This is a genomic window from Erwinia tasmaniensis Et1/99 (assembly GCF_000026185.1).
GTDB classification, from domain to species: Bacteria; Pseudomonadota; Gammaproteobacteria; order Enterobacterales; family Enterobacteriaceae; genus Erwinia; species Erwinia tasmaniensis.
The window spans coordinates 2,666,012-2,679,392 of the sequence record NC_010694.1; the positions used below are offsets into that span (position 1 = coordinate 2,666,012).

A 13,381-nucleotide genomic window follows, 5' to 3' on the forward strand; every position below is an offset into this window, starting at 1 on the left:
CGCCCGCTTCAGGGTGCAATTCAAGCGCATGCTGTAACAAAACATGTTGATTAAAGCTGTGGTGGGGCAAAACGCCGGTTGGCCAGAACAGGCAGGGCGCGACGAGCTTCGGCAATACGTTCGACATCAATTTCAGCCAGCAACAATGCCGGCCCCTCCGCAGCGTTGGCAATAACCACGCCCAACGGATCAACCACCATGCTGTTACCGATGTTGCGCGGCCCGCACTCCCCTACTGCCACCACATAACAGGTATTTTCCAGCGCGCGTGCGGTAACCAACACCTGCCAGTGCATCTCTTTAAGCGGCCCTCTGACCCAGGCAGAAGGCAGCACCAGCAAATCGGCTCCGTCCAACGCCAGGCGGCGCGCCAACTCCGGGAAACGGACGTCATAACAGGTCATCAGACCAACCTTCATCCCGTCGACATCCACCAGCGGGGGGATGCTATCGCCCGCAGTAACATGAAGCGATTCCTGAACGGTAAAAGCATCATACAGATGCAGCTTATCGTAGCGGGCGATAATTTCACCCTGACGAATGACAACAAGCGCATTGCAAACGCGCCCCCGATCGTCCGGCACATGAAGAGTGAATACCGTTGTCAGGGTATTATGCAGGCTGGCGGTCAGGAGCAAACTAAGAAAAAGCCCATCCAGTGGCTGAGCGGCCTTTATTCCCCATTCAGGGTCGGCGATATCACGAGCTAAAACCGCCTCCGGCAATACCAGTAAGCGCGCCCCCTGTCGGCAGGCGCGATCCATCAGGTCGATACAAGTATCGGCATTTTTCTGCCACTCGCGATTAACCGCGAACTGTCCTAGGGCCACTTTCATCACTCATCTCCCCTGCCGTGCTTATTGGATTGAGTCGCCCGCCGCCCTGTCCCATGCACTGAAAAGCACCCAGCCGGCTCATATATCACTTTAATGTTTCCTTAATCTTGTCGCCGTAAGCTGATTGCCATTTGACGCAAAAAGGACAAGAAAGATGACCTGGCTTCCCCGTGGACTTAACGAATTTCTCGCGGTGATCATAACGTGTGCTGCAACGGTTAGCTGGCTGGTGCTCTTCTTTAGCCGCTAACGTAAGGTGACGGACAGGCTGACGCTGGCAGACACCGTTTGACGAATTTCAGATAAAAAAAACCCGCCACAAGGCGGGTTTTAAGAATTCTGTCTGATAACTTAAATAGCGGCAACGTTAGCAGCAGATGGGCCTTTGGCACCGTTAGTGATTTCGAACTCTACGCGCTGACCTTCAGCCAGAGTTTTGAAACCGTTGCTCTGGATGGCAGAGAAGTGTACGAACACATCTTTGCTACCATCTTCAGGAGTAATGAAACCGAAACCTTTGGACTCATTAAACCACTTAACGCTACCTTTGATCTTAGACATCTATATTACCTTTACATGAAAAATGGACACTAAACTGTGTCGAGGGTTAGTACAGCAATTGCGAAGGCTTTTGTCCAGTCGCCAGGGGCGAAAAAGTGATAAATATCGTTTTTTTTTGTCAGACATTAACTTCACGCCACTTCGTGACGTCAGAACTGCCAGCGTAGCCAGGCGAAATAAACGTTACCGTTATTATACGTTCCTGGAATGTAAGTCATCTGGAATGTTGCTGAACCATAACCTATTGAAGCCAGGGGTAAAAGCACCGGAATAGGAATATAGTTCCAGTTGTCGCGCATCGTTACTCCGGCCGTGTAGCCTAGCCCGAGGTGGAAATCAGGATCAGCCAACGGCCGCCACGTTTTTTCCCAACCGTAACCCCCTATCGGCTCCCACTTGTTAAAGGAATCCTTAAAGGCCATCAGATAGATGCCGTTCCAGTTTCCCTTTTCATCGTAGTGTGAAATGCCGCCGCCAGCCCCCCAAGGGCGTTCATTATATTTATCGATTTTATCTGAATCGTATGTCCAGCGGTTATGCCAGGTAACGGCAGGAACGTACAGGTCGAACGTTTGCGGGTCATTCCACGTCTGACTAACGTTATCGCTGAAGCTGTTCCAGGTGTTGGCAACGCCATGCATCAAAGTGGCCGCACGCGCACTTCCTATTCCCAAATAGCAAGACAAAATTAGAAAATACAAGATGAGTTTAAGTCTCATGGTCGGTTTCACAGCTCCCTGATTAACGTGCGGCATACCGCAACTGAAATGGTCAGCCCATTACGGTGGGCTAAAGAATCAATTATAAAAGTTTTACTTAAACAGCCGTTAAATAGTCTTTTTTGAGACTGTTTTAAACGTGCCGCTTGGTGATAAATCTATCAAGTTTTCGTTAACAGCATGTAAAACCTAACAAACATTAAAAATACGATATCGTTATAATCTTAAACCATCAGAAAAAAGATTCAAATTATTGACATATTTATCTTCTTAAAATGGCCCTTTTTTGCGCTAACCACCTGTACATTTCGATTGATCCCGATCATGAAACCCCACGCTTTTCATGCTAAACATTACCAATATTAAGCATTAATATTCCTTTCCTTTTGAAAACCATTTTATAAACATGGAATTAGGGTGGACCTAAAGGAATTTATTTGGTTAACGTTATTTATGGATATCCATGCAATTTTTGTTAAGATAATTCTAACGAAATAGTTCTCAGGATGAGGAGGGTGATAAAATGCTTAGGTGTAGCAGATGTGGGTGTCGCAGGTTTGTTTTCACGATACGCGGTGATAAATATGGTGAACATCACGGTGCCGTCTGTGCAGCCTGCCATAAACGACTGAAGACCTGTGACCTTTCTGTTTTCGCCAGGGGAACGACGGCAAACGACTGCAATAAAGAAACCGTGCTCATCAGAAACGCCTGCGGCACAACTAAGTCACAGCACCCACGGTGACGCCATGCACCGCTGCGAGCTCATTCCTGGCTCAGTTTTGAAAAAACGGACGTTTTGCAGCAGCGAAAATGCGGGTTAGGCCTGGTTACGGCATAACGGGCCACCCGCATCAGCATTAGAAAATAAGTTTAAATACGCCAGTAATTGTCAGCAAGCCTACAATAAAAATAATCGCAATAATCCACAGGAAGATCTTCATTTCATAACCCCAATTAAATAAAAGCCACCACGGTGTTGTCACCTAAGTGTAGAAGAAGAATAGCATTTTGCTCAATTGCTTTTTTCTGCCGCCACTGGCTCTACGTGAGCAAAGATAATAGCCACACTAGCGCGAATCCGCTCAGTGCCATCATCGTGGTCAGCACGGTCCAGGTTTTGAGCCCATCGGCAACGGACAGGCCGAGATAGCGCGTCACCACCCAAAACCCCGCATCATTAACGTGTGACAGCCCCAGACCGCCAAAACAGGTTGAAAGCGTGACCAGCACCAGCTGCCATTCACTGATACCGCTCACCGCCTCGGCCAGCAGGCCGCTGGTCGTCAGTATCGCCACGGTAGCAGACCCCTGTGAAGCGCGTAACGCCAGAGACAAAAGAAACGCGGCCGGGATAAGCGGTAGATGAATATTTTCCAGCGACAAAACCAACGCTTTTCCCACGCCCGACTCGACCAGCACTTTACCAAATGCGCCCCCCGCGCCGGCGACCAGAATAACGCCGGCTGAACCGGGTATGGCGCGATCCAACAATTCACTCAGCTTGTCTTTGCTCCACCCACGGCGCAGCCCCAGCAACCAGGCAGACAGCGCCAGGGCGAGCAATAAGGCAATGGCCGGCGTGCCGATCAGCGTGAGCAGCTGGCGCAGAGCATTGGACTGTGGCAAGACGCTGTGAGCCAGCGTGCCGAGCACGATAAGGACGATCGGCACCACGATAAGCGATGAGATCAGCCACGCAGATGGAGGTTGCCGCCGCTGGCAAACGTCGTCTGGTTTTGCGAGCTGCAGCTGTTCCAACACGGCGACCGACAGCTGATAATGGCGGCGATTCATGACCTGCGCGATGGCATAGCCCCCCACACCAACCGGGATGGAAATCGCTATCCCTGACAACATGAGCCAGCCCATATCGCTGTGCAGCAACCCTGCCGCCGCCGCCGCTCCCGGATGAGTGGGGAGAGCAACGTGTACGATCAGCATGACGCCCGCCATAGGAAGCCCATATTTGAGGGGGGAAACGCGTGCCACTTTGGCAAAACCATAAATGAGCGGAACCACAATGATAAACCCGACTTCGAAAAAGACGGGAATTCCCAAAATAAATGCGGCTATCGTTAGCGCCGCAACGCCACGTTGCTCACCAAGATGCTGATTCAGGCGTTGTGCCAGCGATTCTGCGCCGCCGGAAGACTCGATGATGGCTCCCAGCATTGCGCCCAACACAATAATAATGGTGATAGAACCCAGCAGACCGCCCATACCGGCAACGATGGTCGACATGATTTTATCAGTCGGGATACCGGTTGCCAGGGCAACCAGCAGGCTAACCACCAGCAGAGCAACGAAAGGATGAACTTTGGCCTTGATCACCAGCAGCAGCAATATCAGCACGCTGGCTACGGCGATAGTTAACAACAGGGCGGTAGACATAGTATTTATCCTCTTCGGATTTTATTGTTTTCGCGCCTGGGGCGCATTGATTGAGGGCCCGTTTCCCGGTGTGGTGGCCTGATTCAGGCCGCAAAAATCCGCGCCACGAGCCAAAGCCCGTCACGTCACATCACGTCATCGTCTTTTTAATTAAATGCGGATAACCACCCTAATCCCGCCTGCGTGGTGGTACGCGGAAGATACTCGCAGCCAATCCAGCCTTGATATCCGCTGCGATCGATCAGCTCAAAGAGCCACGGATAGTTAATTTCACCTTCATCCGGCTCGTGGCGAGCGGGCACAGAAGCGATTTGGATATGTCGATACTGCCCAATATAATCAGCGATCAGGTGAGTCAGATTACCGTCCACCAGCTGTGCGTGGTACAAATCGAGCTGGCTGAAAACGCCCGGACGATCGATACGTCTTATCATTTCCAACACCTGATACTGACTGGAGTAAAGATAGTCTGGTTTGGTTGCGGGATTGAGCGCCTCAAGCAAAATGCCGATACCGTGTCGGGCAAAGCGCTCTGCCGCATAGCGTACGTTGTCGATCAAGGTTCGGCAGTACGCTTCTCGATCTGCGGCTACCGGAATCACACCTGCCATGATATGTACCTGACGGCAGTCGAGCGCAAGGGCATATTCCAGCGCGCGGTCAATATCACGTCGCGCATCGGCTTCACGACCGGGGATAGCGGCAACCCCCCATTCTCCCGCATCGCTGTCGCCGGGGGCGGTATTAAACAACACCAGTTCAAGTTGATTACGGGTTAACGCCTGCTTAATGTCTGCCGGCTCATGTTCATAGGGAAACAGGAATTCTACCGCGCGAAACCCGGCTTTCGCCGCGGCATCGAAACGTTGCAGAAACGGCACTTCATTAAACAGGGTTGATAGATTGGCAGCAAACTTAGGCATATTCAGCTCCGTAATTCGGCCACTTCGTTATGGTTAAGGTAGCGTATTGGGCGATCGCCCAAGGTAAATATCAGTCTGGCCGTCTCTTCCAGCTCTTCGGCATTATCCGCCGCTTCACGCAGCGTTCTTCCCGTCACCACCGGGCCATGATTGGCCAGCAGAAAAGCCTTATGATGAGGGGCCAATTGCGCAAGATCGTCGGCAAGACGTTTATCGCCCGGACGGTAATAGGGCACAACGGGCACTGCGCCAACGCGCATCACCACGTAGGGCGTGAACGGGCGAATACAGTTTTCACGATCCACCCCCTGAAGACAGGAGAGCGCGGTTAAATAGTGACAGTGCAAATGGACGATTGCCCCGCACGCGGGATTATTCATATAGATGGCGCGATGGAAGCTCATCTCTTTTGACGGTTTATCACCAGAGAGGCACTCCCCCTGCTCAGTCACCTTTGACAACCGCTGCGCCACCAGCTCACCGAGACAAGATCCGGTTGGCGTTGCCAACAACGTGCCGTCAGAAAGGCGCATTGAGAGATTGCCGGCCGAGCCGGTGGCGTACCCGCGCTGGAAAAAAGAGACGCCCAGCCTGACCATCTCTTCGCGTGCCTGCTGTTCAGTCATACGGAGAACTCCCTTTGTGCACGAGCAAAGAAATCTTCATCACCAAAGTTTCCAGACTTCAGCGCCAGTGATATTGGCTGCTGCACCGCACGCACCCAGGGTACGCCGGGTGAGATAGCCGGGCCGATATGAAAAGCATCAATGCCGAGCGCCTGCGCCACCACGCCTGAGGTTTCTCCCCCGGCCACGATAAAACGCTGCCAGCCACGCCGCTGTAACTCGCACGCAACGGCGGCAAACAGCCGTTCGACCGCGTCACTGCTGCATTGGGCACCGTGACGCTGCTGGACGGACTGCAGCCTGTCCGGCGCGGCGGTGGCATACAGCAGGGGCGCTAACGCATCCTGTTCATGCTGCGCAACCCAGTCACAAAGTTCGTGCACATAGCACTCGTGCTGGTAAAGGGCGCGTTCAACGTCGATACTTTGCGCTGCCGCCTGCTGACAATAGCGATCGACCTGGCGCTGCGTCATCTCCGAGCACGAGCCAGACAGGACCACGGCATATTGCCCCTGAGGCGCACCTGCGGCCTGCGTAACATCCCCCTCTTGCCCAGCCTTCGCCCACTGACGGGCCAGCCCGATCGCCAGGCCCGATCCCCCGGTGACCAGCCGCATATCTTTCAGCGCTTCGCCCTGGATTAACAGATGCTGTTCATGAAGTGCATCAAGAACCACATAGTTTATGCCCTGCTTTGCCTGCTCCTTCAGGGCCGCTCGGACCGCCGTCGCTCCCCGCTCGATCGTCTGAAAACCAATCGATCCCGCCTTGCCGCTGGCCTGGCCTTCCATCAGGCGTATCAGACTGCTATCCGTCATAGGCGTTACCGGATGATGGCGCATACCCGAATCACACAGCAGCCTGTCCATCACAAACAGGTGCCCCTGGTAAACCGTTCGCCCATTAACCGGTAATGCGGGAGAGATAACGGTCTGTGATTCGCCGAGCGCTTTCAGCAGGGCATCGGTTACCGGCCCAATATTGCCCTCAGAGGTGCTGTCAAATGTCGAGCAGTACTTAAAATAGAAGCGATCGCACCCCTGCTGTTGCAGCCAGCTTAGCGCCAGAAGCGAGTCGGCTATCGCCATTTCCGGCGGGCAGGAGCGTGATTTCAGGCTGACGACCAAAGCGTCCGCACTCAGCGGACGAGTTTCAGCAGGCACGCCATTAAGCTGCACCGTGGACATCCCGTTTTGCACAAGGAAGCTGGCAATATCAGTCGCTCCGGTAAAATCATCGGCTATTACACCCAAACGCATTATTCACGCTCCTGTTTACATGGCAGGGCGATCCCACTGAAAATTTTGATGACCGCACTGTCATCTTCACGTCCGTAGCCGGCATTGCTGGCCGCGGTAAACATGTTTAAAGCCGTTGATGCCAGCGGCAGAGGAAAACGCAGATCCTTAGCCGTGTCGGCCACAAGCCCAAGATCCTTCACAAAAATATCCACCGCAGAGGTGGGCGAATAGTCGCCATCGACGACATGACGCATACGATTTTCAAACATCCAGGAATTGCCGGCCGCATTCGTCACCACTTCATACAGGGTCTCAAGCGGAATACCGGCACGGGCAGCGAGCGCCATCGCTTCCGCGCCGGCCGCGATATGGACACCGGCCAGCAGCTGGTGAATAATCTTCACCGTCGAGCCCTGTCCGATTTCATCGCCGATACGGTAGACCTTAGCCGCCACCGCATTCAGCACCGGCTGTAACAGTGCAAAGGCCCGATCGCTGCCTGATGCCATCACCGTCATTTCGCCCCTTGCCGCTTTCGCGGCCCCACCGGATACCGGGGCATCCAACATAATCAACCGATAGGCACTGAGCTGTTTTTCAATATTTTTTGCGTCAAGGGAAGAGAGAGTCGAAGAAACCATCACCGCCGTTCCTGGGGTTAATCGCGCTGCCAGACCGTTTTCTGCAAACAGGATCTGTTTAACCTGGTCTGCATTCACGACCAGCAGCAGCACCGCATCAAGTTCGGCGGCAAATTCATCGGCGCACGTATCCGCAGCCTGCGCCCCACTGTCGCGTAGCGTCTGCAAAGCCTGCTGGTTAAGATCCACGCCCCAGGTTTTCAGGCCAGCGTGAATACAGGATTGCGCCGCCCCCATTCCCATTGATCCAAGCCCAATCACACAGACTGACATTGATGTTGACATAGACCCTCGCGTTAAATTTAGTGAATATTTGTTTTGTATTGTTAACTATAGCCGCATAATAAGCCGATATTGGTGACGCTAATCACAATAATGGATGAGTAACAGAATTTTTCACAATTAATAACAAGGCCAAACGTTGCACAATGACATTGTCTTCTGGTGAGATCCCACGCGAGTGAACCTGTACCGCTGTAGCAGCTAATCGTTTTCTGCACGGAGGCGCGACAATTAGCTAAAAATTGTGATGCGCCACGCAGGATGGCTCTTTACACTTTGACTCTGTTTCCCTGCCGAATTTTCAGGAGTTGTCATGATCCCGATTGAACGTCATCAACAAATCGTCGCGCTGGTGCAGCTTCGTGGCGTGGTAAGTATTGCCGAATTGTCCGATCGGCTGGCCGTATCTCATATGACGATCCGTCGCGATCTGCAAAAACTGGAAGAACAGGGGATCGTGCAGCTGGTCTCCGGCGGAGTACGCTCTACCGAACGGCTCTCAAGCGAGCCTTCGCATCAGGACAAAACCAGCATGTGTGGCCTGGAAAAACAGGCAATTGGCCGCGCCGCCGCGCTCAATATTCCGCTCAATAGCTGTATTTATCTTGATGCCGGGACCACCACTCTGGCGCTGGCACGTGAGCTGGGAATGCGTGACGACCTGCTGATCGTCACCAATGACTTTGTCATTGCCCATTTCCTGCTTGATCATAGTCAGTGCCAAATGATCCATACCGGGGGCAAAGTATGTCGGGACAATCGTTCCTGCATCGGGGAGGCAGCGGCGCAAACATTACGTGGGCTGTCGCTGGATATTGCGTTTATCTCCGCCTCCTGCTGGAGCCCACGAGGTATATTTACGCCCGATGAAGATAAGGTAGCCATCAAGCGCACGGCGAGTGATATCAGCAGCAAACGCGTGCTGCTGGCCGACAGTTCAAAATATAATAAAATAGCCACGTTCCTCGCCCTGCCGTTGGCGAATTTCGATCACGTCATCACCGATTTCCATCTGCCTGACAGCGCGCAACAGGAGCTGAAAAAACATAAATTTGAGGTCACGCTTGCCGGATAATTTATCCAGGCCGCGCAATAAAAAATATTTATGCGACAGCGGTCAAAATCCTCTCTTTTTTTACCGCGCATAATGAAAGAAATGTGAGCTAAGGAGCTTAATTTAACAGGGGGATGGTGGACCCCATTTGCAGTGTGTTGCGACTTTGACGGAAACGTCATCAGGACATTCTATGAACACGATCAATACCAGTATGGGGCGTTACTGTATCAAAGCGGATAATGTCGGCGACCATATTCAGGGATCGATAGCCATCAATGACGAAGGAGGTACTCAGCTGACGCGCCAGGAGTTCAGTGAGTACGACCTGGACGACGTTATCAATAACGTCATCTTTCCGGTGACCGGCGGTAATAGCCTCATTGCCAACGCGATACGGGAAAAAATGATCGATGCGGGATTCACACAACCGCATTGATAATGGTTAGCAATAACGGGTGCCGGGCGCTATTTTCCTCCTGGACGGGCGGTTCACTCTCCCCGGCACCGATGTAACCGCCAGTCGACGGCAATGAACAAAAACGTCGAGCGCAAAACCTTCCCAGGCTGACAATTCACAGCCGTTGCTTAGGCAATGTCTTTTGGCGGCGTCGTCGATCCCGTTGAGGCATCCTGCTCTGGCTCTACATCCCGGCTAGCTGAAGGGGTTGCTATGCGGAATATCGGGGCGACCAGCAGCAGCAGCAGACTGCCTGATACCGCACACACCAGCAGACTTAACAACCCTGCCCAGCCCTCTCCCGCCATCAATCCGCCAGCCACCAGCGAAAGCAGAAAAAAGAACATCAACGTGATTTTCACCACGCCGAGATTGATAATATTCATATCAGCTATTGCCATTCTGGCCGGCTTCGCTGCCAGCCTGGCCGCCTGCTGTTCGGCAGAAATCTTCTGCCGCAGCGCATCTAAATCAATGCAGGGCATCATGAAATCCTTCACAGGCTGCGGGTTATGCAGCTCGGCAAAAATGAGGTCAGTGGCAGGGAATATCAGCGGCCAGCTGGTGCTGTGAACGCCATAGCGGGCGAGTGCAGGCAGAGTGATACGCGGCCATTGAACCACCTGCAGATAACGATCGTTCAGCACCACCCAACTTTGTCGCGTGGCGCCTTTCGATACGTGATAAAGCTTAAAACGATCGGCCGGGGGATAAGGCAGCTCTGTGACTCTGGCGGTGATAAAGGGGATATCACGCTGTCGGCAGTAATTTACCCGCCCCTGCCCCTGCGCCGCCAGCAGCAGCCCAAGCGCTGAAATAAAATAATAACAGGTGCCCTCGGCCGCGCTGCCAGAGGAGAGATAATCCCGCAACTTCTCTTCGCTACTGGCAGAGAGATGCTCCGGCCACCAGCGCCAGCTGCGGCCAATAACCCGTTCAGTGGGCACCTGCCAGACGCCCACAGGGGCAGCTTCTGCGGGCAGAGAAACAAAAGGGAAAATTTTGCTAAAGAAGGTGAGCGCATCGTCCGGGCCATTCCACTCACCGCTGGCCTCAAGGCCGTGCAGATTGCCGGTCAGCTCTCCCCAGCCCTTTTTCCCCAGCAGGTCGATCTGAAATTTCGTGTCTGCCAGCCGCCTGCCAAGCAGCAGCATATCATCCGGAATGGCGGTTAAATCCAGTAATGGAGCCGGCGTACTTGTGTTTTCTTCACTTTCCATACTGCTTTTTTATCCTGGCAGCGCGTCTTTTAACCAGGTTAAAATTTGACTTTAGTCAAAAAACGCAATAATTTCAATAAGATAATATACATATTATTGACCAGAATTAGCAATATCCCTGCAATAAAAGGCCCATTGATTATTTACTGCGCATCATATGCAGCACATGTGTATTAAGTGGACGTCTTCAGCACGCCATACAGCTCGGCAGCAGCGGAGCAGCTTCAATCTGGCCGTGGTACGTAACGGCTAAACACACGCAACGCCGGCATGGCGAACCACTGGTGACCTGGCGGGAAGTCGCCGCGCCACAGGATAATGCCAGATGATAATTTTTGATTTCCAACAGGAAAAGCTTGAATAGCTTCGATTAATTTGTAACAAAGTGATTCTAATTACACATTTTGATTTATTACAACCTTAACATTTTAAGGCTCATTCCTGGTAAAACCGGCGTATTAATGAATTTTGATCAGAAGGGAGAGGTAAAAATGAAAATGCTATTTCTTATCGCCGTAAATTAACAACTACGCTACACGATTGCCATAAAAAAGTATAAATCACCGGGCAAATATATCATTCTGGCGCTAGCATTCGGTTTTAATAACTTACAGACTCAAAAGAGAATAAGCTTCACGGAAAAGACTTAGAAATCATCAGCGCTGCATAGGATGAAAAGAGTTTAATTGATGATGCAATTTCCAGTTTAAACACGCTGACCACACAAATTCATTACATTTAGCCATCAAAAAAGAAAATTGCGTTAACACGACCGAGCGCAGATTTAACCTGTAAGCGAAACAATTATCTGTATTAATCACTACTGTTATACCTAAAATCAATATTATTGTAGCTACTTCTCCACCGTCTTTAGTTTTAGGATCGGAACTTCGATGAGAAGCCCCCGGTTAATAACCCTGCTTGTGCTGAATATGTCATATATTTGTTAATCGTGGGTAAAAAAAATAAAAGGCTGTTTATGTTAGAACGAGGTAAGCAATGTTCGGATTAGATGCGTTTCATCTCGCCAGGATACAGTTCGGTTTCACTGTGGCCTTCCACATTCTCTTCCCGGCCATCACCATCGGCCTTGCCAGCTTTCTGGCCGTGCTGGAAGGTCTTTGGCTGAAATCGAAAAATGAGGTTTATCGCGACCTCTATCATTTCTGGTCGAAAATCTTTGCCGTCAACTTCGGCATGGGGGTGGTTTCAGGGCTGGTGATGGCCTATCAGTTCGGCACCAACTGGGCCGGTTTCTCACAGTTTGCCGGGAGCATTACCGGGCCGCTGCTGACCTACGAAGTGCTTACCGCGTTCTTCCTTGAAGCCGGCTTCCTCGGCGTTATGCTGTTCGGCTGGAACCGTGTCAGCCGTGGCCTGCACTTCTTTGCTACCTGCATGGTGGCACTCGGCACCATTATCTCTACCTTCTGGATACTTGCATCGAACAGCTGGATGCAAACTCCCCAGGGTTATGCCCTGCAAAACGGCATCGTGGTACCGACTGATTGGCTGGCCATTGTCTTCAACCCTTCCTTCCCGTATCGCCTGTTCCATATGTCGATTGCGGCATTCCTGGTCACCGCTTTCTTTGTCGGAGCCTCTGCCGCATGGCATCTGCTGCGCAAAAACGATACGCCGGCAGTGCGTAAGATGCTGTCAATGTCTTTATGGATGGCGCTGATCGTCGCCCCCATTCAGGCGATGGTGGGCGATGCTCACGGCCTGAACACGCTTGAACATCAGCCGGCGAAAATCGCGGCAATCGAAGGCCACTGGGAGAACCCACCGGGTGAACCCACTCCGCTGATCCTGTTTGGCGTGCCGGATATGAAGGAAGAGCGCACCAAGTACGCGCTGGAGATCCCGTATCTGGGCAGTCTGATCCTGACCCACAGCCTGGATAAGCAGGTTCCGGCATTGAAAAGCTTCCCGCCAGAAGATCGTCCCAACTCTACCGTGGTGTTCTGGTCGTTTCGCATCATGGTCGGCCTGGGAATGTTGATGATCCTGGTCGGGGTACTTAGCCTGTGGATGCGCCGTGGTCAACGCATTTATACATCGCGTCCTTTCCTTTGGTTCGTGCTGCTGATGGGGCCATCGGGTCTGATTGCACTGGTAGCAGGCTGGATAACGACCGAGATAGGCCGTCAGCCGTGGGTCATTTATGGCCTGCTGCGCACCCGGGATGCCGTATCCCTGCACAGCGATCTGCAAATGGCCATCAGCCTGATCGTATTCCTGGTGGTCTACTTCTGCGTATTCGGTGTCGGCTACACCTACCTGGCTAACCTGATCAAAAAAGGGCCGCAGGCAGGCGAAGGTGAGCACACGCCAGAAGGTGGTCCAGGTACTTCCCATACCCCTTCACGCCCGCTATCTGCGGTGCAGGAAAAATTAAATTCGCCGCAGGAGGATAAGTAA

Annotated in this window: 13 protein-coding genes; 3 read left to right on the top strand and 10 right to left on the bottom strand. The window is 52.2% G+C overall.

Annotated elements, in window-relative coordinates; genetic code table 11:
- Positions 1-50: 50 nt before the first annotated feature.
- The 9 genes from ETA_RS12980 to ltnD all read right to left on the bottom strand — a co-directional run bounded on the left by ETA_RS12980 (position 51) and on the right by ltnD (position 8,226).
- Positions 51-836: a deaminated glutathione amidase gene (locus ETA_RS12980; protein ID WP_012442076.1), complete on the bottom strand. Its 786-nt coding sequence runs from the start codon at positions 834-836 to the stop codon at positions 51-53.
- A 351-nt stretch (positions 837-1,187) separates the two neighbouring features.
- Positions 1,188-1,397: a transcription antiterminator/RNA stability regulator CspE gene (gene cspE / locus ETA_RS12985; protein WP_004156612.1), complete on the bottom strand. Its 210-nt coding sequence runs from the start codon at positions 1,395-1,397 to the stop codon at positions 1,188-1,190.
- 149 nt (positions 1,398-1,546) lie between these two features.
- The gene (pagP, locus tag ETA_RS12990; protein WP_042959032.1) at positions 1,547-2,116 is read right to left on the bottom strand and encodes a lipid IV(A) palmitoyltransferase PagP; all 570 of its coding nucleotides are present in this window, start codon (positions 2,114-2,116) and stop codon (positions 1,547-1,549) included.
- A gap of 860 nt (positions 2,117-2,976) precedes the next feature.
- Positions 2,977-3,060 (bottom strand): small membrane protein YohP, encoded by an 84-nt coding sequence (locus ETA_RS20750; RefSeq protein WP_023654377.1) that lies wholly within the window; start codon positions 3,058-3,060, stop codon positions 2,977-2,979.
- 100 nt (positions 3,061-3,160) lie between these two features.
- Entirely contained in the window at positions 3,161-4,510 is a 1,350-nt protein-coding gene (locus tag ETA_RS12995) for a GntP family transporter (protein WP_012442078.1), read from the bottom strand.
- A 146-nt stretch (positions 4,511-4,656) separates the two neighbouring features.
- Positions 4,657-5,433, bottom strand: a complete 777-nt coding sequence (locus ETA_RS13000; protein WP_012442079.1) for an HPr family phosphocarrier protein — start codon at positions 5,431-5,433, stop codon at positions 4,657-4,659.
- A gap of 2 nt (positions 5,434-5,435) precedes the next feature.
- Positions 5,436-6,059 carry a 3-oxo-tetronate 4-phosphate decarboxylase gene (gene otnC, locus ETA_RS13005; RefSeq protein ID WP_012442080.1) on the bottom strand — a complete coding sequence of 208 codons (624 nt, stop codon included), beginning with the start codon at positions 6,057-6,059 and terminating at the stop codon, positions 5,436-5,438.
- The gene (gene otnK, locus ETA_RS13010) at positions 6,056-7,318 is read right to left on the bottom strand and encodes a 3-oxo-tetronate kinase (RefSeq protein ID WP_012442081.1); all 1,263 of its coding nucleotides are present in this window, start codon (positions 7,316-7,318) and stop codon (positions 6,056-6,058) included. Before otnK ends, otnC begins: the two co-directional genes overlap by 4 nt.
- Positions 7,318-8,226 carry an L-threonate dehydrogenase gene (gene ltnD / locus ETA_RS13015; protein ID WP_012442082.1) on the bottom strand — a complete coding sequence of 303 codons (909 nt, stop codon included), beginning with the start codon at positions 8,224-8,226 and terminating at the stop codon, positions 7,318-7,320. The genes otnK and ltnD overlap by 1 nt, the downstream gene beginning before the upstream one ends.
- A 310-nt stretch (positions 8,227-8,536) precedes the next feature.
- Here ltnD and ygbI point away from each other — a divergent pair, with 310 nt between their 5' ends.
- Together ygbI and ETA_RS13025 are read left to right on the top strand one after the other, a co-directional pair.
- The gene (gene ygbI, locus ETA_RS13020) at positions 8,537-9,298 is read left to right on the top strand and encodes a DNA-binding transcriptional repressor YgbI (RefSeq protein WP_012442083.1); all 762 of its coding nucleotides are present in this window, start codon (positions 8,537-8,539) and stop codon (positions 9,296-9,298) included.
- A 172-nt stretch (positions 9,299-9,470) separates the two neighbouring features.
- The gene (locus ETA_RS13025; protein ID WP_042959034.1) at positions 9,471-9,716 is read left to right on the top strand and encodes a hypothetical protein; all 246 of its coding nucleotides are present in this window, start codon (positions 9,471-9,473) and stop codon (positions 9,714-9,716) included.
- Positions 9,717-9,865: 149 nt separating this feature from the next.
- Here the strand turns inward: ETA_RS13025 and ETA_RS13030 are convergent, their stop codons facing one another.
- Entirely contained in the window at positions 9,866-10,957 is a 1,092-nt protein-coding gene (locus ETA_RS13030; RefSeq protein WP_042959035.1) for a hypothetical protein, read from the bottom strand.
- 999 nt (positions 10,958-11,956) lie between these two features.
- Here ETA_RS13030 and ETA_RS13035 point away from each other — a divergent pair.
- On the top strand, positions 11,957-13,381 hold the full coding sequence (locus ETA_RS13035) for a cytochrome ubiquinol oxidase subunit I (protein WP_012442086.1): 1,425 nt from the start codon (positions 11,957-11,959) through the stop codon (positions 13,379-13,381).

What these genes read in the sequence shown, in the direction of transcription:
- ETA_RS12980 (WP_012442076.1), bottom strand. Translation starts at nt 836, where the DNA reads ATGAAAGTGGCCCTAGGACAGTTCGCGGTTAATCGCGAGTGGCAGAAA.
- cspE (WP_004156612.1), bottom strand. Translation starts at nt 1,397, where the DNA reads ATGTCTAAGATCAAAGGTAGCGTTAAGTGGTTTAATGAGTCCAAAGGT.
- pagP (WP_042959032.1), bottom strand. Translation starts at nt 2,116, where the DNA reads ATGAGACTTAAACTCATCTTGTATTTTCTAATTTTGTCTTGCTATTTG.
- ETA_RS20750 (WP_023654377.1), bottom strand. Translation starts at nt 3,060, where the DNA reads ATGAAGATCTTCCTGTGGATTATTGCGATTATTTTTATTGTAGGCTTG.
- ETA_RS12995 (WP_012442078.1), bottom strand. Translation starts at nt 4,510, where the DNA reads ATGTCTACCGCCCTGTTGTTAACTATCGCCGTAGCCAGCGTGCTGATA.
- ETA_RS13000 (WP_012442079.1), bottom strand. Translation starts at nt 5,433, where the DNA reads ATGCCTAAGTTTGCTGCCAATCTATCAACCCTGTTTAATGAAGTGCCG.
- otnC (WP_012442080.1), bottom strand. Translation starts at nt 6,059, where the DNA reads ATGACTGAACAGCAGGCACGCGAAGAGATGGTCAGGCTGGGCGTCTCT.
- otnK (WP_012442081.1), bottom strand. Translation starts at nt 7,318, where the DNA reads ATGCGTTTGGGTGTAATAGCCGATGATTTTACCGGAGCGACTGATATT.
- ltnD (WP_012442082.1), bottom strand. Translation starts at nt 8,226, where the DNA reads ATGTCAACATCAATGTCAGTCTGTGTGATTGGGCTTGGATCAATGGGA.
- ygbI (WP_012442083.1), top strand. Translation starts at nt 8,537, where the DNA reads ATGATCCCGATTGAACGTCATCAACAAATCGTCGCGCTGGTGCAGCTT.
- ETA_RS13025 (WP_042959034.1), top strand. Translation starts at nt 9,471, where the DNA reads ATGAACACGATCAATACCAGTATGGGGCGTTACTGTATCAAAGCGGAT.
- ETA_RS13030 (WP_042959035.1), bottom strand. Translation starts at nt 10,957, where the DNA reads ATGGAAAGTGAAGAAAACACAAGTACGCCGGCTCCATTACTGGATTTA.
- ETA_RS13035 (WP_012442086.1), top strand. Translation starts at nt 11,957, where the DNA reads ATGTTCGGATTAGATGCGTTTCATCTCGCCAGGATACAGTTCGGTTTC.